Source organism: Lentzea sp. NBC_00516, assembly GCF_036346835.1.
Lineage (GTDB): Bacteria > Actinomycetota > Actinomycetes > Mycobacteriales > Pseudonocardiaceae > Lentzea > Lentzea sokolovensis.
In genome coordinates, this window is the sequence record NZ_CP107840.1 from 2,357,720 (window position 1) to 2,378,218 (window position 20,499).

Sequence of the window (20,499 nt, forward strand, 5' to 3'; positions counted from 1 at the left end):
CAGAACGCGCCGACGGCTTCTCGGGCTGGCGTCAGGGCTTCTCGAAGTGCTGGTAGTCGATCGGAGTGTCCCAGAAGCCGCCCCAGGTCCAGCCGCGTGTGGTGAACGCCTGCTCGGTGGCGTCGCCGGCGTGGATCATGCCGGGCACGTTCTGGGTGCGATCGACGTAGGGCGCGCCGTTGGGCGGGTAAACGGTGCCGCTGCGGGAGATGTAGGGGTTCTGCACGGTGTTGATGTCGATGGCCCGTCCATAGGAGTGGTTGGACCAGGCGGTGCCGCCGGTGATCGCCCGGCAGTTGAACGCCGAGGTGTTGTTCGCCGCCATCGACGCGTCGTCGTCGGAGTCGTACTTCTCGATGGTCTCCATCCGCTGGATGGGGAACCGACCGAAGTACAGGTCGGCGAAGACGCGGGCGACCTCGACGGCGAGATCGGCGTTGACGACCAGTTCGCCGCGGTGCACCGCACCGTCGAAGCCGACGAAGTTCAGGCTGATCAGCCGCAGCTGATCGGGCCCGACGGGGCAGCCTTCGCGCCAGCTGGAAGCGAGCCGCTTCGCGGTGACCGGCTTGATGACGGCGACGTAGGGCGGGAGGCCGCTGCCGGCCGGCGCGGCGAGTTCCACGGTCTGGGCAGGGGCGGCGGGCGCCGGCGCGGTACCGACCAAGACCGCGGACAGAGTGAACGTGATGAGCGCGAAGACTCTGGTTCTCAACCTCAAAATACTTCCTCTCGATCTCTGCTACGACAGAGTGGGATTCGCCGTGGTTCGAGCAACCCACGGTGTTCGTGCGGGATCCACCTGCCGGGCCACGTAGGAGAAGCAGCTCATCGACAGCGATCGTCAGTGGACTGTTTCCGGCCGTTCACCCCCAGCCGCGCGAAGACGCCCTCGGGATCGACACTGCCAGCGGTGTGCGAACAACGTCAACTTCGCTGAAACGTTTCGACCCTCCCCAAAACGTCCGGTCGCGCGGGAACCGGGATGCACCGGGGCCGGGCTGGTTGGATGACGCCGTGCACTACAACGAGGTGGAGCAGGCTGTCCGCGAACTGGTCACGGCCGCCCACGACGAGAAGCGTCACCGGTTCGGCGCGGAGACCGTAGTCAGGCTGACCACGGGCGACGACCTCGCGGACGCGGCAGGAGCCGAGTTCGACGACGAGGCCCAGCAGGCGTTCGAGCAGGCGCGCACGGACCCGCCGGGCAGCACTCCCGATCAGCTGCGCGCGTGGCTGGACACGATCGACCAAGGGCACGCTGTCCGACGGCGACATGGACCCGCAGGTGTTGTGGGCACTGGAGGCCCTGGACCACTGGGCGAGCTTCCTCGCCGACCGCGACCCCGAGTTCGTCGTGCAGCTGGCGATCCGGTCGCTGGAGGCGGTGGACTACGAGGTCTCCGCGCGCTTGGACGACTTCCTCGCGTCGCCGGAGATGGCGGCCGAGTTCGACCGGATCGCCGAGCACCTGCGCTGGACGAGTAGGCCCCAAGAGCATTCAAGATCCGTTTGCGACCACAGCGGCTACTGAAGAGCGGGCCCGATCCACCGGCGGACCAGAGCCCGCAGCTGGTCGTCGGTGAGCGCCGGCGTCGAGGGATGCTGCAGGAACGACAGGAAGAGCCGCATCAGGATCTCGGCGAGCCCCTGGAGCTCGTCGTCGGTGGCGATCCCGGCACCGGCCCAGTCCACTGGCACGTCGCGGAGGATGCGCGCGCCGAGTGCGAAGGACTCGGGGGAGGTCACCGCGACGGTGAAGAAGTCGGATTCGCCTGCCTGCAGGAGCAGGCCCAGGTACGGCTCCCGCGGGACCTCCAGGACGCCGAACACCACGGACTCCACGGCCACCTCGGCCGGGCTGCCGAACGAGGCGAGGTGCCGTGCCATCCGCGCGGCGAAGTCCTCGACGCCTGCCAGCGCTACGGCGCTGAGGATGTCCGCGAGGCGTGGGAAGTAGCGGTAGACGGTCTGCCGCGTCACGCCCGCCTCGGCGGCGACCACGGACATGCTGGTCTTGGCGAGCCCGACGCGGTCCACACAAGCCATCGCCGCCTTGACGATCCGGCGGCGTGCCTCGTCCTCGGTGCCGGGCGGGTTGCCCTGCCAGCCGTGGTAACCCATGCGCACCATCATCCACGAGAGCGTTGGCTCAGACGGTGGAAGGTGCTTTCCGGTGCACGCGACGCAGCGCCGCGAGCAACAGGCCGGCCCCGATGAAACAGGCGAGCGCGTAGAGCGCGCCTGTGATCGGTGGGCCGTCAGGAAGAGCGCTGATCCAGAACACCGCCATCCCGCCCAGGTAGACGGCCGGGTAGATCCGGACGAAGTCCGACAGCGGTTCACCAGGCCCCGGCGACCTCAGCTGCGACAGGACGATCCAGCCACCGGCCAGCCACACCAGGGCCAGCTCGACGCCGAGAACCCAGGCCTGGGCGGTGGCGTTGCCGCTGAAGAAGCTCGACGGAATGCCCGCGATCGCCATGGTCGGTGGCGTGAGGACGCCGGCGAGCAGAACGCGCGGCACCAACGACCGCCCACGGCGCTCGCCAGCCAGGCGCACGACCAGATAAGTCATGGCCCCCAACGAAACGGACGCGAACAGCAGCATGCTCGTCATCGGCACCGCTGCCAGCGAGGGGTGGTTGACGATGTGGTTGTCCGGGTTCCACGCCCACCACTTCAGCTGTGGTCCGATGTGGTCGAACACCTCGTAGAACACCTGGCAGGCGAAGGCGACGGCGACCGACCCCACGAGTGCGCCGCGACGCCGGAAGATCCCGAGCGACCGCACCAGCTCGTAGGCGAGCTGACTGATCACCGGGTAGAACGCGATGATGTAGAGCGGCAACCTGTCCCACATGAACTGCACGGTGAACTGGTTGTGGGCGAAGATGAAACCGTAGATCTCGTTGAGTCCGAACCACTCCGGGAAGTACAGCGGTGGTTCGATCACCGCGAGGTACACCAGCGACGTCCACCACAGCGCCAGGTTGATCGGATCGCCGTGGCGGTAGCGGCGCAACGCGTGCACCAGAGCGAAAACGGCGCCGCCGATGATGAGCAGCTCGAGCAGCGGCATCGTCCAGTGCGCGAGATCCCACGGAAACCGCACCGAGACCACGGGTGACACGTCGTGGCAGTCGAAGCCGAGGCCGCGGGCGACGGCTTCCGCCTCCGGCCCGCACACGGCGCTCATCGCGCGGCAACCGTTGCCGCGGCACCGTTCGGCGAGTAGTCCGTGGCCGGCGGCTCCGCCTGGGGATCGAACCCGAAGGGAATCCGCTGCCGTCCCAGCGCCGTCCGGATCCGGTAGCGCACGAGCGCCGCGATCACCCTCGGGTTCCGCATCATCTCGCCCAGCGACTCGTCCATGTTGAACACCTTCGCGAAGTGCTCGTCGACCACCTCGTACTCACGCGCCGCACCGACGATGAGGCTGAAAGCCGGGCCGGACATGGCCGCGAGAACGCGACGCCACCACTCCGGCACCTTCTCGGTGCCCACCGCGCACTCGTAGCCCTGGTCCCTCGCCATGGCCAGCGACCAGGGCACGGTGAGCGATTTGCGTTGCGCCACGAGGAACCTGGTGTAGAACTCCGCGTCGAGGCGTTGCGCGCGAGACAGGTGCTCGCGCAGCAACAGCGCGGACATCGCCGCGGAACTGATTCCCTGTGCGTAGAACGGGTTGAACGCGCAGATCGAGTCGCCGACGAACACCAGACCAGGTGTGCTCAAGCGGTCGTAGCGCCGCCACTTGTTGCCCGTCGACCGGGTCAGGTGCACCTCCGAGGTGGGTGAACACCGATCCATCGCGGCCGCGAACAACGGCGTCCGCACCCGGCGCGCCGACTCGACGAACGCCTCGGTGGTGCGGGGCATGTCGATGCCCCACGAGCCCATGCAGGCGATGACGCGGTTCCCCTCGACGGGAAAGAAGTTCACCAGGAACTCGTGCTCGGCGGGGTGCTCCCCCTTGTCCGGGGTGGGCATGATCACCAGGTGCTGCCACCACCACGACGCCGGTCGCTCGGCCGGTGAGGGCAGCTCGTACCAACGCGAGGTGTAGGTGACCTTGGCGTCGAGCGTGCGCTCCTCGGGCTCGGGCCATCCGGCGGCCACGAGCCAGCCGCCGACCGAAGACCCGCGCCCCATCGCGTCCACCACGAGGTCGGCGTCGAGGTGCTCCTCGCCGGCGGACGTGGACAGGCCGACCCCGGTGACCGCACCATCCCGCGTGGTGAGGCCGTGCACCGAGACACCCTCGCGAATGGTCGTGTTGGGCAGAACTCGAACCGCGTCGCGCAACACGCGTTCGATCAGGATCCGCGACCCGTAGATCATCGTCATCGCCCCGCGCTTGCGCGCCGACCAGCCCTCCCCGTCGAGGTAGGCGGCGTCCAGAGACGGCATCAGGTGCAACCCGCCCGCGGCGATGAGCGCGTCCTCGAATCCGGGGAACAGCGCCCCGATCGCGCGCCGTCCCGAGTTCAGCAGGAAGTGCGGGTGCTTGCTCTGCGGCACGCCACGCCGATGCTCCGCGGCGGCCGGGAGTTCGTCCCGTTCCAGCACCACCACCTGCTCGAAGTAGGGGGCGAGCGCCCCGGCTGCGCACAGACCAGCGGTGCTGCCACCCAGTACGACGGCGGTTCTGCCCAACGTCACGCGGACCACCCCTCGTCATTCATACACTCAGGACTCGAATGTATGAATGACAAGGGGTGGCGTCAATCCGGCTTACGGGCTACAGCTTGTCCGCGACCGTCGGTGATCGGTGGGCGCGGTGCCCGTTGTAGTGCCGCTCGTACTGTGCGCGCGGATCTGTCGTTTCACACCTGTCCTGTGCGGAGCGCGCTAGGGTGGCCCGCGTGGGCGTTTCCCTTTACTACACGGCTCGCCGCGCGACCCCGCTGACCGACGCCGAGCTAACGGCGGTCGGCCAGGTCGTCGACACCTCCAACGCGAACGCGCCGTTCTCCCTGGAAGAAGAGGGGCTGTACCTCTACGACCAGCTGGAGCCGGGAACGGTGCTCGACGGGTCGACCAAGCTGCCCTCCGCGGATGACCGGGCCGTCCCGTCGCTGGTGCACTGGCTGGCCGCGATCACCGCGCTGCGCAGCGCGGTGTCGGACGCGGACTGGACCTTCACCCTCGACGACTACGAGATCGAGTGGGACGACCACACCGGCTACCACCTGCCCGGCCTCGACGCCTGATCTGCGGTACCGCGGTCGACCACAACGGCCGCGGTACCGGCGTGCTCTCAGACCGCGATCTCCACAGCACCTCGCACGTACAACGACGACGCCAGCTCACGTGCTTCCGAAGGCGCCACGAAGTCCTCGAGCCCGGCGAGTTGCTCGACCAGCTCGCGCACGCCGGGAGTCAGCGTCACCTTCTCCATGCGCCCCAGCACGAACAGCAGGCCGGTGCCGTCCTCGACGTCCAGCAGGATCACCGGGGCGTCGGCCCGGCCGCGCAGCCGCAGGGAGTCGGTGATGTCCACCGCGGGGCGGAACGCTCCCCCGCCGCCGATCACGCCGTTGGCGGTGGACCACGCCAGGGACTGGACCTTCATGGTGTCGCGCACCGCGTCCAAGGCGGCGGTGAGCTGGTTCGAGAGGTCGACTTCGCCGAGCGTCACGACGCCGGCGGGCCTGCGCTGTGCGGAGTCGATCTCACCGGTGAGCGCCGGCAGGGTCAGGGCCGCGTTGACCGCGCTCGACACCGCGCCGCCGGGCGTGCCGTTGCTGAAGACGCCGACCGACAGGCCGAGCGTGCTCTCCAGCTCGGAGAACTTGTTGTAGTGCCACCACTTCTCCGGGATGAACAGCATCTGGCCCGGGCCGACGGTGAGCGTCACCGCGTCGGCCGCGTACTGGTCCACGTCGATGTGTCCGAAGCAGACGCCGTTCAGCGCGGGCTTCTTGTCCAGCACCATGTTCTCGAAGTACGAGGGCTCCCAGAGCATGATCTGCTTGCGGCCGTGCACGGGGATGAGGAACGTGCGGCAGAAGTCGTTGTGCAGCCCGATCCACGTCTCGCGGTAGCGGCCGGCGATGAACACCGCGTTCACGCCCGGCGTCGGCAGACCCATGCGGCTGACGTAGGCGCTGATGAACGCGCGGACCTTCATCGCGACCTCGGTGGAGTACTTCAGGCAGTAGTCACGGGTGAACGTGATCGCCTCCGCGCCGTTGGCCTCACCGAGGGCGCGCACGAAGCGTTCGAACTCGTCGATCGTCGTGGGCTGCCAGTCGGGCAGCACCGGGTCGGTGAGTTGGACGCCGTCGCCGTTGACTGCCACGTCACCGGCGCGCAGGATGCCTCCCGCGACCTCCAGCAGGTCCTCCGCGGTCAGCACCGGGTGGTCCAGCCCGGTCAGGTCGATGATCGCGGGCGTGGTGCCGCCGCCGGTCTGCTCCAGGACCCGCTCCCAGAACGCGTCGGGCACGACGGCGACTCGCTTCTCCTCTGTGCTCAGCATCGTTACACCTGTTCTTTCGCGAAGGCATCCGGGTAGAGGCGGTGGTACGCGTTGTCGAGGTCGGCGCTCGGCAGGTTGAGCAGCGTGGTCAGGTCGCGGCTCCTGCTCAGCGCGGCGGCGGTGACGACGATCAACGCGCCGAAGCCGATCAGCGTGAGCTCCTCCCCCGCCCACGCGACGAGCAGGCCACTGGTGAACGTGCCCACCGGCACCGCGACCCCGGCGGCGAACGCGGCGGCGGCGCCGATCCGGTTGCGGAGCGCGGCCGGGCTCGCGAGCACGCGCGTGGTGCCGATGTTGATCGTGTACATGGTCAGTCCGACGCCGCCGCACGCCAGCAGCACGCTGGTGGCCGCGGTGAGCGTCACGCTGCCCGGCGCCGCCAGCAGGACGAGTCCGGTGGCCGCGAACGAACCGCCGACCAGTGCCGCTCCAAGATGGACGGTCCTGGCTTTGCCGAGCACGGCGGCGATCCGCGCCACGACGCCGAAGCTCCCGGCCAGCAGCCCTGCGGAGAAGGCCGCTTCCAGCAACCCCAGCAGCCAGACGTCGCCGGGGTGCAGGCGGTGGGTCAGCGCAGGGATGAGCACGGCGAACACCGGGTACATCGCCGCGGTGATCGGGAAGTTCGAGAACGCGAGGTGACGTTCCACGCGCAACCTGGCCACCACTCGGAAGCCCGCGAACACCCCTGGCCGGCGTTGTGCCGCCTGCTGCGGTGGAGCGGCATCCGCGACGGTGACGAGAACGAGGCTCAGCACCACGGCCACCGCCGTCGCGGCCAGCGTGCCCTTTTCGCCGGTCGTGCCGATGAGCGCGCTCGCCACCACCGGGGCGAGCAACGTCGAGGCCGACATGACGCTGCTGCGCCTGCGGACCGCGAGCTCCACCGACTCCACCGGCACGAGGCCGCGGATGATGGTGGCCTGCAACGGTTCCCGCACGCCGTTGCACACGCCGGTGACCACCAGTAGCCCGCCGATCAGCACCGGGGAGAACAGCCCGGCGAACCGGCACCAGGCAAGCACCACCAGGCACACCGCGGAGACGAGGTAGCAGGCGGCGATCAGCAGCCGCGGCGGGTAGCGGTCGCCGAGCCAGCCGAGCAGGCCGCGCGCGGCGACGTCGGCGACCGCCCCGACGGCGATCAGCGTCGCGAACAGCGTGGTGCTGCCCGTGACGCCGAGCGCCCACCACGCCACCGCGAGCTGGCTGCACCGGGTGCCGACGCCGTTGAGCAGCGCGGCGGCCTGCACCAGGTGGAAGTCGCGTCCCAGGCTCAAGCTCAGCGCACCTCGTCCAGGAATTTCGTCAGCCGGGCGTGCACGAGCGCGCCCATCTCGGTCAGGTCGGGTTTTCCGGCACTGGTCGCGAGGCAGCCGCCGAGGTAGTCGACGAGGTACGCGAGGCGTTCCGGCCGGCCACCCGTCCTGCTGTGCAACGTGATCGCGGCGGCGGCGAAGTGAGCGGCGAACAGCACGCCGCGCAACGCCTTGCCACCCGTGCCCGACGGCAGAACGTAGTTCACGGACGCGCCTTCGCGTTGCAGGTCGAACGCCTCCGCCACGAAGTTCAGCCAGACGTGCGCGTGTTCGTGGACCAGGGACTCGGCCAGGGTCACCGTGGCGTTGTCGAACGCCCGGTCGCCGAGGTAGATCGTCTGCGGCACCAGCGCGCTCGTCGCGCTCAGCCGGTCGTCGACCATCCTCCGGAACCGCAACGGGATCTGGAACAGCGGCGTCCACTCCGGCACCGCGGTGAGCACCTCGGCGGTGGCCTGCTCGATCCGTTCCTCCTGCGCCTCCGAGAACTCCGTGTACTCGGCCACGTCGACATGACAGCGCGCGTGCCTGTCGAAGATCGTCTGGGCTTTGGCGGGGTCGAGGTAGTCGGCGAGCTTGGGGAACGCGGCGGGGTCGGCGGCACGGCGAACAGCGGCGACGGCCGTGAGCAGCGTGCTGTGCCCCAGGTCCAGGTCGACGAACGGCACCCCGCCCGTGGCGGCGAGGAAGTCCGCCGCGGTCATCACCGCGGGCTTGGTGTGCACCATGGCTGCTCCTTCACGAACTCGACGAGGTCGAGCGCCTTGAGCCGGTACGGCGAGAAGTCGGCGAGTTCCGCGGCCACCAGCTCCTCGTTCAGGCCGGCCTTGGTCAGCGCCGCGGCGAGGCCGGGCAGGGTTCGTTCGGCGTACCAACGATGTTTGAGCTCGGTGACGACGGCGGCCCTGCCTTCGGCGTCCAGGAGGTTCCGGCCGACCAGCCCGTCGAGGAAGAACCTGATGTGCACCAGCGGTTCCGACAACGGCCGGTGCGGCGCCTCGCCGGCGTGCAGCAGCGCGACCTCGTCGTCGTCGAACTCCGGGTCCGTCGCGTACATCTCGTACACGCGGCCGTAGCCCCGCATGCCGAGGTGCCGCATCTCGGCGGCGCGGATGGCACCCATCGAGCACAGTCCCCAGACCTGCCAGCCCGCTTCGAGCGCGTGCCGCAGCTCCGCGTGGGCGACCGACGGGTAGCTGTGGAACGTGCCGTCGGCGACCGCCAGCACACCCGGCTGCTCCTCGTCGACGATCCGCTGCACGTCGCCGCGCCGGACCGGGGGCAGCAGCGCCACGCCGGCGGGAACGGGCACGTCCACGCCGTGCGCGGTGGGGCCGACGAATAGGCGCACCTGCTCAGACATGGCTCACCTCCCGGGCGTCCAGCTTCGCGGCCAGGCGCGGCCCGATGCGTTTGAGCAGGGGTTCGAACGACTCCAGGCCCGGCACGACGACCTTGACGACCGCGAGCGGCGAGTCCGGTTTGGACAGAACGACGCGCAACACCTGGGTGAGACCCTGCTCGCGCAGTTTGCCGAGAAGGAAGTCGAGTGCCGCGGGGATGTCGGCGAAGGCCGGTCCGCGCGGGATGTCGGCGTAGCGGACGGGGTTGGCGCGGTCGCCCGCGTTGGCCCGCAGTTGCGCGGTGGCCTGGCGTTCGAGCTCGCCGTCGAACGCGGCGAAGTACGCGAACCTGTCGATCAGGTCGTCGCGGCCGCCGTGGATGTAGGACAGGCGCGACTGGGCGGCTTCGCTCAACGCGCGCACCGCGGCGATGTCGCGCACCGGGTGCAGTCCGGAGCCGTGGGAGATCGCGATCGGCGCGTCGTCGGTCGGTTCCAGGATGAACCCGTGGAAGTACGGCAGCCCGAACGCGTTCTCGGTGTACCGCAGCACCGCTTCGAGGCCCGCCGCCTCGATCTTGGTCCTGAGCTCGTCGAGGTCGCCGGCGGGGTCGTCGAAGGTGACGAAGCGGGAGGTGTCGTCGAAGTAGTTGAACGCGCTGACGTCCCGTTCGAGCACCTCGGCCAGGCCGTGCACGGTCGCCTCGTCGACCGAGTTGCCCGACGCCAGGCCGTTCGTGCTGGTGCCGAAGATCCGCTGGCCGGGGTTCTCCGCGAACGGCGAGAACGCGAGCTCGGCGGGCAGCGCGACCCGGTCGCCCGTGACGACGTCCTCGGCGTGCACGCACGCCAGTGGCCCGTCCGGGTCCACCGGCCTGCCCAGGATCGGGCACAGGCTGAGGAAGTCGAAGCCGGCGGCCGGCTGCTCGACGACGGCACGCGGTGTGGAGAGGAAAACGTCGACGTTGCGGCGCCGGTACTCGGCCACCGCGAATTCGATGGCCTCCATGTACGCCCCGACACGTGCTTCCGCCGGCCGCACTCCTTTACCGGCGTTGACGCACAACGAACCAGGTGTCGCGTCGGGCCTGATGCTGGAGAAAACGGGGATGCCGATGTAATCGAGCCACGTCGTGTCCGTGACCCGGGAAATGCCCAGCTCCACCGCGAGCCGCTGGGCACGGGAAAGCGTCACGTCGAGCGGAACCGTGCGCAGGCTCGACGTCATTCTATGTATCACAGAATCCCCCGGTGTCGTGGTGCCGAAGCGTTCATCCAGGAACGGGCACGCCACTAAGACGCACGGCTGCATGCAGCCGGAACCGCGAAATCCACCCCAGATCCCCCGTACAACCCCAGATGGCAAGGCAGAGCATGCCTGCCAGCGCCGTGAAGCGAGCACGCATGCTCCGCCCCGGCCAGCTCAACTCACGTGGAACTAGGCGTTCTTGTCGTCCTCAGGGCTGTGGAAGTTGTTGGACTCGTGGATCACGAATCCCGCGCGCATGACTCCCTCACCCTGGATCATGGCCGAGAACCGCTCCGCGGTGTCCTCGTCCAGCACGAATGATCCCTGAGGCTTGCTGACTGGGCTCATACGGACTCCTCCCCATCTCGTGATTGCCCGCCGGGCGAATCCGGCCGGCCGACCCAACGTACAATCTGGTACTTACGTTGGCAAACAACCTCGTTAACCGACAATATTTGACTCAGATGGAGTATTGACGAGCCGCAACGCCGTTCGGTTGGATGCCGCGAAATTGCCGGACTTCGACGATTTCCGCACTCGGCAACCGGCTGATCCGCGCACCGGAATCCAGAATTCATACGGGCGCGTCACCTTCTTCTACGATTGTCATGAATGTGGGCTGCGCTGACGTGCGATCGATAGTTGGGTTTGGACAACGATTTCGACCGCCATTGATCTTCGGCTGAACGGGTGATCTGCGCAGGTTTCTTTGAACCGGCGACCGGTGGGTGCGCGTTTTAGGATGTAGTCGCCCGGAAGTTGGTGTCTTTTTCATGTGCATGAAGACCTGCTGGCGTGTCTGCGCGTCCGTGCTCTTCCTCTTCTTGACGGTGGTCGGCTGCACGACCCCCGGGACGCCGAAACCGGCCCCTGACGCGGGAACTCCCGCGGCGACGGTGCGAGACCCGGCCCCACCTGCCGCCGGATCGACCGAACCGGCCACACCGCCTCCTCCTGTTGCCTCGCCTGACAAACCCGCTCCGGCCAGACCTGCCGGCGGGATGCCCCCGGACCTGGTCGGCACGTGGTCCGGCGGCGAGGGATCGCAGACCGGCTACACCCTCACGTTCGCGCAGGACGGTCGTTACGAGCTGTCGCACGACCGGGCGACCGGAATCCCGCAATTCGTCGAACGCGGGCTGGCGGGCGGAACCGGAAACGAGGTCGTGCTGCGACCGGTCGACGTTGTCGGCCAGGTTTCCCGGACCGAGCGAACGGCGCGGTGGTCGGTCCAGAAAATGGGGGACGTCTACGGCTACAACGTCGAGTTGCTGGTGGTCGTCGACATCTACGGCGAGTTCAGTTATGCGAAGGACGAGTGACTGCGAGAAGAGCGTCGACCCGGTCCTGATGGTGAGCGTTCCGCGGCCGAACGTGCTGGCCTTCCCCGCCGCGACGACGGCGCGGTTCCTCGTGCTCGTCGTCGCGATGCTCGCCGCCGGGCTCTTCGTCGGCAGCGCGACCTACAACGTCGACGCCGTCGGCGGCGCGGCGTGGAGTTCCGCGATCGGGGAGTGTGCCGGCACTTCGGCGGCGACGTCGAACGATGCCGTCGAGCAGGAAGCCGCGTTCCTCAGGTGCGCCGCGCCGGTCGAACGCGAGCGGGCCGCGTTCGCCGTCGGCGCGATGCTGGTGCTCGTGATCGCCGCGCTGGTCGTGCTGTTCGCGGCGCCCGCGGTGATCACGCGACGGCGTGGGCTGAAACCGCTCGATCCCGCACTCGCTACGACAGAGCACCGGATGCGTGCGCTGGCGCACCAGATGGGCCTGCGCAAGCCGCCCGCGTTGCTGTCCGGGCCGTCGGTGCACGATGCCTTCTGCCTCGGGCGGCCGGGGCGCTATCGGATCGCGCTGCCCCCGGGTCTCGCGACCAGGCCGGGACATCCCGCCTTCGACACGGTCCTCCGGCACGAGTTGTCCCATCTCGTGCATCACGACGTGGCGATGTCGTGGCTGGCGAAAGCGGCCTGGTACGTGCTCACCCCGATGTTGCTGGTGCCCGTCGTGCTCAGTTCGATGTCGGCCGACTTCTCGGTGCTGCCCGACTACCTCTGGCGGGGCGCGTTGCTGGCTCTGGCGGTGGACCTCGCCAGGCGTGCGTTGCTGCGGTCGCGTGAGCACGACGCCGATCTGCGTGCCGCGCTGGCCGGCGGTGCGCAGGCGATCGCGGACCTGTTCGCGTCCGGAGTTCGAGATGCTCCACGACGACGCCGCTGGCGGGCGAATCATCCGGCGCTGACCACACGGCTCCAGGTCGTCCTCGACCCGAGCCGCGCCACCGTCGTCACCTTCGCGGACGGGTTCACCGTCGCGTTCTTCACCGGACTCGTGCTTCCCCTGGTGGGAGGCCTGATCGTCTCCGCCGTGCTGGACAGCCGGCTGCTGCACCTCGCCCGCCCCGCCGTCGCGGTCGGGATGGCTCCGCTGCTCGCGACCACCCTCGCCATCGCGCTGTGGCGTCAATCGTGCGTCGGACGCGTCACCGGTGTCGCGCCCCGGCCGGGCATGGTGGCCCTGGGGACCTTCGTCGGTCTGGTCGCCGGTGAGGCGGCGTCGCTGGCCGGCACCGCGCTGGAGGGAACCGACAGGTTCGGCCGGATCGTGCCGGTGCTGGCCGCGGGTCTGGTCGTCGCGGGAGCCACGGTCCTGGTCGCGGGACTCGGTGAACTCTGGGCCCGCACCGGCGGCCGGTTCCGCAGCGCCAGGGCGAACTGGGTTCCGGCGGTCGTTCTCGGCACGGTGCTGTTCGGTGTCGCGCTGTGGTTCTGCGAGCAGTTGCGGGTGGTTCTCGGAGCGGGAACGTGGGCGCTGGCCGGCCCGGCACTGCTGACGTGGACGCAAAGTCCCGTTCTCGCTCTGGTAGCGGTGTTCTTCGCCGCCGTCACCTGGTGGACGCTGTGGACAGTGCGCCGCGGCGAGACGACGCCCGCGTGGCTCGCCCCGCCGAGAACGTGGCCGTCCTCAGGCCCGAGCGTTCAGCACGTCGTGGGCGTGGGGGTGGTGGTCGGTCTCACCGGCGTGATCGTGCTCGCCGTGTTCCGGGCGCTCTACCCGTCAGGGGACGCCGTGGGTCTGCTCACCACGTACCTGTGGCTCGCCGGAGCTCTCGCGGCAGCCGCCGGACTGCTCGCCGGTGTGCTGTTCGGCGGCGCGGGACACGGCGCCGCCCTGCTGGCCGGACCTGTCGCGGCCGCGGTGCTGGGTATCGGTGTCCTCGTCATCAACACCGCGCGGGGCGGAGCGCTCACACCGGGGTTCGCGGCCCAGGTGCTGTGGTTCGTCCTGGCCTCCGGGTTCCTGGTCTCCACGGCCACGGCGTCGTTCGGTGCGCTGACACCGCCCAGGCGCCGCGGATCGCCTCCGTGGATCGTGCTGGTCGCCGTCTCGATGCTGCTCGCCACGGGAACCGCCACCGGTGTCCTCGCCGGACTCCACGTCCAGCCGGCGGCGGACACCGGTGTCGTGCCGACGCCGGACGACCAGGCCTGGGTCGAGGCGGAAGCAGTCCAGGACTACAAGACCCGGCGCGCACCGGAGCTCCTGCAGCGGCGCCACGCGATCGACACCGAGGTGCTGAAGATCGAAAAAGAACCCGACAGACGGGTCAGGGCGAAACGGATGCGTGCGGAGATCATCGAACCCGTGCGGCAGCTGCTGAGCGAGGCCGAGTCGTACCGGCCGCCCAACGACGTCGTCCGCGAGGTGCACGGCCACTGCGTCACCGGGCTGCGGCTCAGGCTCGAGTCGTACGAGGCCTATGCGGTCGCCTGGGAGACGAGAGACGACAGCCGCGCGAAGGCCGCGAGCGAGACGCTCGTGGCCAGCAAGGCGGAGCTGGACGTGTGGGCGAAAAGCGTGCTGACGCTGTAGACCTGAGCGTGGCGCGAGTGCTCCGTCCCAGGCGTCGGCGTGCCGGGCCCCGCCGCGTCATGACGTGGCGGCGTCGCGGACCAGTGCGGTGTCGACGAACTGCTCGAACCGGACGATCAATCCGCCACGCACCGTGAAGTGGTGCGCCACCCGGACGTTCAGCGGTCTGCGGGTCGTCTTGTGCGTCGCGGTGTAGCGGGCCAGGACGACGACGTCCTCGCCGCCCACGACGTAGGTGTCGTCGTGGGCGACCCAGCCGTCCCAGTCCCGCACCAGCTCCTCCATCACCCCGCTCGTCACGCCCTCGGGTGTGCGGTAGGTGCCGGCGAGCGGGAAACCCGCCATCTCCGTCCACTCCACGTCGGGGGCGAGGGTCGCGCGCAGGGCGGTGAGGTCGCCCGCGGCGGAGGCGAGGTACTGGCGCCGGACGACGGCGGCCGGTGCCGTGTCGTCGGCCGGGGTCAGCCCCACGTCATCTCCCCCTTCGCGACCTTGGTGCCCAGCGAGGCGGCGATCCGCAGCCCGGCGTCCGGGTAGGCCGCCAGCAGGCTTTCCTCTGCCGCTGCGGCGTCGTCGGCGTCGGCCACGGTCTTCTCGAAGAACCGCAGGTAGTCGCGAGTGTGCCGGATCGCGGTCGTGTCGGTGGGCGCACCGGCGACGCGGTGGCCGGCGACGACGAAGGTGGGGTCGAGCGCTTCCAGGCCGTCGAGGAAGCGGAGCCACTCCGCACGCTCTTCGGCACTCGGCGTGTCCGCGGTCCACACGTGCAGCCCTTCGAACAGCAGCACACCACCGAGCACGACGCGGTCCACGGGCTCGAAGACGTACCAGGCGCGGTCGCCGAGAGCGTCGCTGCCGCGGCGCACCTCGAGCTCGACGCCGTCCACGGTGACCGAAGACGTGGTCAGCGGCGCGATGTCGACCAACCTGGTGGGCAGGTTGGCGCCGAGGTGTGCCCAGGCGGCCAGCTTCTTCTCGTAGGTCTCGCGGATGTGGTCGATGACGTCGGCCGGTGCCACGAACACGGCCTCGGGGAAGGCGTCCGCGACGACCTCGGCGCCGAAGTAGAAGTCCGGGTCGCCGGCGGTGATCAGCACGGTGGTCAGCCGCTTGCCGGAGTCGAGGACCTCGGCGACGATCCGGTGCCCGTCGGCCCTGGTGAAGGCCGAGTCCACCACGACGGCCTCGGTGTCACCCGTGACCAGCGTGCTGGTCTTGTTGAGCGAGCTTCCGGCCGCGTCGATGATCTTGTAGGTGAGGGCGCTCATTGCTGTGTTCCTTCGGATCGTTGCTCGGAGAGGGCGAGGTGCCGGTCGATCGCATCGGTGAGCTGGGTGGCCGTCGACGTGGGACCACCGAGCCGGATCACGCCGGTGTCGGTGTGCAGGAGGAGGGTCGGGTAGGAGGTGACCCGGAGCCGGGCCGCGCGCGTGAAGTCCTGTGCCGCCGCGGTCCTGCCCGCGGGCGAGGCGAACCCGCTCACGACCGCGTCCGCGTCCAAGCCCTGCCGCTCGGCGATGTGACGGTAGGTCGACGCCTCCGACAGGCTCAGCCCGTCGACGTAGAACGCCCGCTGCATCGCCTCCGCCGACTCCAGGGCCTGGTCGGGAGCGGCCGCCCTCAGCGCGGCGAACCCGATGGCGGCGGCCGTGGAATCCATCTTGAAGCGGCCGTCGGCGACGAGCCCCTGGTAGCCGGGTCCGAACTCGGCACCGGTCAGCGCGGCGATGCGCGCGTTGGCGCCCGCCACGTAGGTCATGTTGCCGATCGGCGCGACCTGCGCACCGGTGAACAGGCCCCCGCTCACCACGTCGAGCCGGACCCGCCCGGCGTTGGCGTCGGCGAAGCCGCGAACCGCCGGACCGAAGCCGTGACACCAGCCGCAGTAGGCGTCGAACACATAGGTCAATCTCAGTGCCATGACCAGAAGACTATGGACGTGAACTGCGGTTTTCACGGTTGCTGCGGGACGTAACATGGTGAAAATGGGAAGCACACTCCCGGAGGCCATCCGGCCTGTCCGGTATGCGCCACCGCCCGGTGCCACCGGAGAGATCGAGCTCACCTCGCTGGCGCGAATGCGGGTACGCGGTGGTCCACATGAGTTCATCGCACCCCAGCGCCTCGACTTCGACCTGCTGATCCGCGTCGAGTCGGGCAGCACCACGCACACCGTCGACTTCACCGGCTACCCGCTCGAACCCGGCGACCTCGTCTGGGTGCGCGCCGGGCAGGTGCAGCAGTGGGGCGCCATCGACGACATCGAGGGCCCGGTCTTCCTGTTCACCCCGTCCGCGATCGACACCGGTACGTGGGAACTGATCCGGTCGGCGGGCGTGGTCACCCCCAACCACTGGACCGCCGCCACGGTCGTGGGCACGGCGGCGGCGGCCGCCCTCGACGCCGCGCAGGCCACCGCCGCCGCGACATCGGCACCCTCCACTGCGGACATCCGTGACGCCGCCGCGGCCCGTGCCCTCGCCGCGGTGCTGCTTCTGCTCGTCCTGGCCGAACCGGAGGGCAGCGGCCACCGCCTGCCCACCCACGAGGTGTTCGTCTGGTTCCGCGACGAGTTGGAAGCGAGTTTCCGCACCAGGCACAAGGTCGCGGACTACGCGGCCCGCCTGGGCTACTCGACCCGCACCCTCAACCGGCTCGCCCGCGAGAACACCGGCCTCAGCGCCAAGCAGCTCATCGACGAGCGCGTCGTGCTCGAAGCCAAACGCCTCCTCGCCCACGGATCCGACCCGGTCGCGCGAATCGCCGGACAACTCGGCTTCGACGATCCGTCCAACTTCTCCAAGTACTTCCAGCACCGCACCGGAACGACCCCGGCCGCCTTCCGTGACCGCTTCAGGCCGAGCACTGAATCGCCACGCTGAAGACGTCACGAGCTCGAAGAGACGCCCGTTGCCACGGGCGTTCAATCGTTCGGTTGAACGCGGCGTCCATCTCCAGCGCGTTCTTCTCTCCGTCCGGATGACGCGGAGATCCTCTCGGTCACACGAGGATGACAGTCGCCTGACCGTGTACATCCCCCGCAGAGAGGCTTCCTCACCTTGTCAAGCTCCCTCAGCAGACGACGTGTCCTTGCCGCCGGGGCTGGCGCAGCCTTGGGCTTCAGCGCTTTCGGTGCCGCCGGCGCCGCGGCTTCACCAGGCGGGGCACCGCACCCCGGCGGGCCGGAGGAGACCAGGACGCTCGACGAGCTCTACCAGGCCGCGCTCAGGGACGGTGGCAAGCTCGTCATCTACGCCGGCGGCGACACACCGACCCAGCAGGACGGCACCAAGGCGGCCTTCAAGGCCCGTTTCCCGGACATCGCCCTGACGTTGATCGTGGACTACAGCAAGTACCACGACGTCCGGGTCGACAACCAGTTCGCCACCGGCACTCTCGTTCCGGACGTCGTGCAGCTCCAGACCGTTCAGGACTTCGTGCGCTGGAAGGAGCAGGGGCGCCTGCTGTCTTACAAGCCCGCCGGGTTCTCGAAGGTCTACGACGCGTTCAAGGATCCGCAGGGCGCGTGGGTCGCCGTCTCGGCGCTCGCCTTCAGCTTCATGTACGGTCCGCCGGCGGTTGGTTCGGCCCCGCCGCGCACCCCGCTGGATCTGGTCGACCCGAAGTGGAAGGGCAAGATCGCCTCGTCGTTCCCGCACGATGACGACGCCGTCCTCTACCTCTACTCGCTCTACGCACAGACCTACGGCTGGGACTGGGTGGCCAAACTGGCCGCTCAGGACGTGCGATTCGCCCGCGGCAGCAACACGCCGGGCGAGGCGGTGATGGCCGGGGAGAAGGCGATCGGTATCGGCGGCGCCGGCTCGCTGACCGCTCCCGCGTCGGCACCCGTGAGGTTCGTGGCCGCCGACGGGCATCCGTTCATGGCCTGGGGCCAGCGGGCCGCGATCCTCAAGCAGGCCAAGAACCCGGCCGCCGCCAAGCTCTACCTGAACTGGCAGCTGTCCCTCACGCAGCAGCAGGCGTCCTTCAACGGCTGGTCGGTACGCACGGACGTCACTCCTCCGGCCGGTCTGAAGCCGATCTGGAAGTACCCGAACGCCCACCTCGACGGCTTCCCCCGCTTCATGGCCGACCGCGCCGAGGTGGAGCGCTGGAAGCAGACCTTCGCGCTGTACTTCGGGGAGGTCAAGGGCGACCCCACGCCCGGCTGGCCCGGACTGCGCCCTGGCGCATAGCCGTCGAACTGTGCTCCGGTGCCGCGACTGGCGGGACCGGAGCACAGTTCTTTCACCTGAGCCACACCGGCAGCGGATACACTGAGCCCCCTTTGTCCTCAATGGATCGTTCATCCAAGGGGTTGCCGTGTCCGATCGCGGGTCCACCGACTCGCCGCCGTCGGCACACGGGAGCTGGTACGCCCTGCGCCACGTCCAGCACCTGGTGTTCTTCATCGTCGTCGGCGCCGCACTGGTCCGGCTCGCCAGTCTGAACCTCGCACTGTGCTGGGAGATCGTGACCGTCAGCGCGGTGCTCGCCGTGGTGTACGCGACAGGCCTGGCTCTGTGGCTCCGGATGGGCGCTTTCGCCCGGCACGCCTGGATCGCCGCCCTGATCCTGCTGTGGGCGGCCCTTGTCCAGCTCACTCCGCCGTTCCTGACCGTTGCGTACGTCTGGTGTGCCGTGCCACTGGCGTGTGCGGTTCTGCGTGCGCTCGGTCGCCGTGGAGCCATGATCGCGGTAGCCGCGATCACTGCCGTGCTGGTCGGTCAACTGGCCATGGCCGCCGGTCGGTTCGACGCCGAGATCGTGCTGGTACCCGTAGCCGCTGTCTGGGGCACTGTGGCCCTGTACCGGGCGCAGCAGCGGGATGCCGCGGAGCGCCAGCGCCTTGTGGAGGAGTTGCGCGGCACGCGTGACGTGCTCGCGCAGGAGCAACGCCGGGCCGGTGTTCTCGAGGAACGCACGCGTATCGCCCGAGACCTGCACGACACGCTCGCCCAGGAACTGTCCGGCAGCGTGATGCTGTTGCAGGCGGCCGAGCGGAGCTGGGAAGAGCGTCCGGACGTGGCGCGTGACCGTGTTCGCATGGCTGCCGGCAACCTGAGCGCGGGTCTCGCCGAAACCCGGCGGATGATCACGGACCTCACTCCGTCCGCCATCGCCGAGGCCGGCCTGGCGGGCGCACTGCACCTGCTGTGCGCCCGCGCGCAGCAGGACGAGATCGCGGAGCGCGTGCAGTTCCGCTCGGCCGGATCTCACGGTCCCGACATCGGCGATCAGGTCAGCACCACCTTGTTCCGCGTGGTGCAGAGCGCGCTGGCCAACGTCCGTGAACACGCGCACGCCACCAACGTGACGGTGACCCTGCACCACCACCCGGATCACGTCGAACTGGAGGTGTGCGACGACGGTGTCGGTTTCGATCATGCTCACCTCGGTGGTGTGTTCCGTTCGAGCCGGGGTCTGGGCCTTCCGTGCGCCCAGGCGAGGCTTCGCGAGTGCGGCGGTGATCTCGACGTCGACAGCGCTCCGGGCCGGGGCACGCGGATCCGGGCCACCCTCCCGGTTCGCCGGCTGTCCGGACCGATCGTGCCCGTGAACTCTTCGGCGGTCTCATGACGACCTCTCCGCTGCGCTTGCTGATCGCCGACGACCACGCGGTCGTCCGGGCCGGACTGCGGGCGCTGCTCGACGGTGAGCCTGACTTCGAGGTGGTCGCGGAGGCGGGCAGTGGCGAGGAGGCCGTCCACCTCGCTGTCGGCCTGGCGCTCGATGTCGTGCTGATGGATCTGCGGTTCGTGGGCACGGACGGCGGCATCGACGGAGTCGAGGCAGTTCGCCGGCTGACCGCCGAGGCTCCCGGCACAGTGGTGGTGATGCTGACCAGTTACTCCGGACACGCCGACGTCGTACGCGCGCTGGAGGCCGGTGCGCGCGGCTACGTGCTCAAGGCGGGTCCGCCAGAAGAACTGTTCCAAGCCGTGCACGCTGCCGCCGCGGGCGGCATGGGGCTCGCGGCGGAGGTCGTCGAACATCTCGTCGGCCGGGTGATCAGTCCTCCGCCCGGGGTGACGGAACGGGAAAGAGAAGTCGTCCGGTTGATGGCCGATGGTCACAGCAACCGCTCTATCGCACAGTCTCTCTATCTCAGTGAGGCGACCGTCAAGACGCATCTCGTGCGCATCTACCGGAAACTGGGCGTCGACAACCGGGCCGCGGCGGTCTCCGAAGCGGTGCGCCGGGGTTTGCTCGAACTCACCTGACC

Annotated in this window: 22 protein-coding genes; 8 read left to right on the top strand and 14 right to left on the bottom strand. The window is 69.2% G+C overall.

The window, feature by feature from the left end:
• Positions 1–31 precede the first annotated feature (31 nt).
• Both OG205_RS10695 and OG205_RS10700 read right to left on the bottom strand, forming a co-directional pair.
• Positions 32–721 carry a M15 family metallopeptidase gene (locus OG205_RS10695; RefSeq protein WP_442916776.1) on the bottom strand — a complete coding sequence of 230 codons (690 nt, stop codon included), beginning with the start codon at positions 719–721 and terminating at the stop codon, positions 32–34.
• A 206-nt stretch (positions 722–927) separates the two neighbouring features.
• Positions 928–1,254, bottom strand: coding sequence for a hypothetical protein (locus tag OG205_RS10700; protein ID WP_330276040.1), 327 nt, complete (start codon positions 1,252–1,254; stop codon positions 928–930).
• Positions 1,255–1,276: 22 nt separating this feature from the next.
• Here OG205_RS10700 and OG205_RS10705 point away from each other — a divergent pair, with 22 nt between their 5' ends.
• Positions 1,277–1,534, top strand: a complete 258-nt coding sequence (locus OG205_RS10705; protein ID WP_330276041.1) for a hypothetical protein — start codon at positions 1,277–1,279, stop codon at positions 1,532–1,534.
• Here OG205_RS10705 and OG205_RS10710 read toward each other — a convergent pair.
• From OG205_RS10710 to OG205_RS10720, 3 genes are read right to left on the bottom strand one after another with little or no spacing between them, the layout of a single operon-like run.
• Positions 1,528–2,124 (bottom strand): TetR/AcrR family transcriptional regulator, encoded by a 597-nt coding sequence (locus tag OG205_RS10710; protein WP_330278141.1) that lies wholly within the window; start codon positions 2,122–2,124, stop codon positions 1,528–1,530. The two genes, OG205_RS10705 and OG205_RS10710, sit on opposite strands and share 7 nt — an antisense overlap.
• 28 nt (positions 2,125–2,152) lie before the next feature.
• A complete protein-coding gene (locus tag OG205_RS10715) occupies positions 2,153–3,199 on the bottom strand; it encodes a hypothetical protein (protein WP_330276042.1) in 1,047 nt (348 codons plus the stop codon).
• Positions 3,196–4,665: an NAD(P)/FAD-dependent oxidoreductase gene (locus OG205_RS10720; protein WP_330276043.1), complete on the bottom strand. Its 1,470-nt coding sequence runs from the start codon at positions 4,663–4,665 to the stop codon at positions 3,196–3,198. Before OG205_RS10720 ends, OG205_RS10715 begins: the two co-directional genes overlap by 4 nt.
• 203 nt (positions 4,666–4,868) lie before the next feature.
• Here OG205_RS10720 and OG205_RS10725 point away from each other — a divergent pair, with 203 nt between their 5' ends.
• Complete coding sequence (locus OG205_RS10725; RefSeq protein WP_330276044.1) at positions 4,869–5,216, top strand: hypothetical protein; 348 nt, start codon at positions 4,869–4,871, stop codon at positions 5,214–5,216.
• A 47-nt stretch (positions 5,217–5,263) separates the two neighbouring features.
• Here the strand turns inward: OG205_RS10725 and OG205_RS10730 are convergent, their stop codons facing one another.
• The 6 genes from OG205_RS10730 to OG205_RS10755 form a co-directional block, all read right to left on the bottom strand.
• Positions 5,264–6,487, bottom strand: coding sequence for a cupin-like domain-containing protein (locus OG205_RS10730; protein ID WP_330276045.1), 1,224 nt, complete (start codon positions 6,485–6,487; stop codon positions 5,264–5,266).
• Positions 6,488–6,489: 2 nt separating this feature from the next.
• Positions 6,490–7,770, bottom strand: a complete 1,281-nt coding sequence (locus OG205_RS10735; protein ID WP_330276046.1) for an MFS transporter — start codon at positions 7,768–7,770, stop codon at positions 6,490–6,492.
• 2 nt (positions 7,771–7,772) lie between these two features.
• Positions 7,773–8,537 carry a hypothetical protein gene (locus tag OG205_RS10740; protein ID WP_330276047.1) on the bottom strand — a complete coding sequence of 255 codons (765 nt, stop codon included), beginning with the start codon at positions 8,535–8,537 and terminating at the stop codon, positions 7,773–7,775.
• Positions 8,513–9,172, bottom strand: coding sequence for a TfuA-like protein (locus tag OG205_RS10745; protein WP_330276048.1), 660 nt, complete (start codon positions 9,170–9,172; stop codon positions 8,513–8,515). The genes OG205_RS10740 and OG205_RS10745 overlap by 25 nt, the downstream gene beginning before the upstream one ends.
• The gene (locus OG205_RS10750) at positions 9,165–10,379 is read right to left on the bottom strand and encodes a YcaO-like family protein (RefSeq protein ID WP_330276049.1); all 1,215 of its coding nucleotides are present in this window, start codon (positions 10,377–10,379) and stop codon (positions 9,165–9,167) included. The genes OG205_RS10745 and OG205_RS10750 overlap by 8 nt, the downstream gene beginning before the upstream one ends.
• Positions 10,380–10,589: 210 nt before the next feature.
• Positions 10,590–10,748 carry a hypothetical protein gene (locus OG205_RS10755; RefSeq protein WP_330276050.1) on the bottom strand — a complete coding sequence of 53 codons (159 nt, stop codon included), beginning with the start codon at positions 10,746–10,748 and terminating at the stop codon, positions 10,590–10,592.
• 431 nt (positions 10,749–11,179) lie between these two features.
• On the opposite strand from OG205_RS10755, the gene OG205_RS10760 reads away from it, so the two are divergent.
• Both OG205_RS10760 and OG205_RS10765 read left to right on the top strand, forming a co-directional pair.
• Entirely contained in the window at positions 11,180–11,722 is a 543-nt protein-coding gene (locus OG205_RS10760) for a hypothetical protein (RefSeq protein WP_330276051.1), read from the top strand.
• Entirely contained in the window at positions 11,706–14,270 is a 2,565-nt protein-coding gene (locus OG205_RS10765) for a M48 family metalloprotease (protein ID WP_330276052.1), read from the top strand. The genes OG205_RS10760 and OG205_RS10765 overlap by 17 nt, the downstream gene beginning before the upstream one ends.
• A 57-nt stretch (positions 14,271–14,327) precedes the next feature.
• Here OG205_RS10765 and OG205_RS10770 read toward each other — a convergent pair whose 3' ends face one another.
• From OG205_RS10770 to OG205_RS10780, 3 genes are read right to left on the bottom strand one after another with little or no spacing between them, the layout of a single operon-like run.
• Entirely contained in the window at positions 14,328–14,741 is a 414-nt protein-coding gene (locus OG205_RS10770) for a nuclear transport factor 2 family protein (RefSeq protein WP_330276053.1), read from the bottom strand.
• The gene (locus tag OG205_RS10775) at positions 14,732–15,538 is read right to left on the bottom strand and encodes an MBL fold metallo-hydrolase (RefSeq protein ID WP_330276054.1); all 807 of its coding nucleotides are present in this window, start codon (positions 15,536–15,538) and stop codon (positions 14,732–14,734) included. The genes OG205_RS10770 and OG205_RS10775 overlap by 10 nt, the downstream gene beginning before the upstream one ends.
• Complete coding sequence (locus OG205_RS10780) at positions 15,535–16,191, bottom strand: DsbA family protein (RefSeq protein WP_330276055.1); 657 nt, start codon at positions 16,189–16,191, stop codon at positions 15,535–15,537. The genes OG205_RS10775 and OG205_RS10780 overlap by 4 nt, the downstream gene beginning before the upstream one ends.
• Before the next feature lie 64 nt (positions 16,192–16,255).
• Here OG205_RS10780 and OG205_RS10785 point away from each other — a divergent pair, with 64 nt between their 5' ends.
• The 4 genes from OG205_RS10785 (at position 16,256) to OG205_RS10800 (ending at position 20,497) form a co-directional block, all read left to right on the top strand.
• Complete coding sequence (locus OG205_RS10785) at positions 16,256–17,152, top strand: helix-turn-helix domain-containing protein (protein WP_330276056.1); 897 nt, start codon at positions 16,256–16,258, stop codon at positions 17,150–17,152.
• Positions 17,153–17,383: 231 nt separating this feature from the next.
• Complete coding sequence (locus OG205_RS10790; RefSeq protein WP_330276057.1) at positions 17,384–18,469, top strand: ABC transporter substrate-binding protein; 1,086 nt, start codon at positions 17,384–17,386, stop codon at positions 18,467–18,469.
• Positions 18,470–18,596: 127 nt separating this feature from the next.
• Positions 18,597–19,853 (top strand): sensor histidine kinase, encoded by a 1,257-nt coding sequence (locus OG205_RS10795; protein WP_330276058.1) that lies wholly within the window; start codon positions 18,597–18,599, stop codon positions 19,851–19,853.
• Complete coding sequence (locus tag OG205_RS10800; RefSeq protein ID WP_330276059.1) at positions 19,850–20,497, top strand: response regulator transcription factor; 648 nt, start codon at positions 19,850–19,852, stop codon at positions 20,495–20,497. Before OG205_RS10795 ends, OG205_RS10800 begins: the two co-directional genes overlap by 4 nt.
• Positions 20,498–20,499 lie beyond the last annotated feature (2 nt).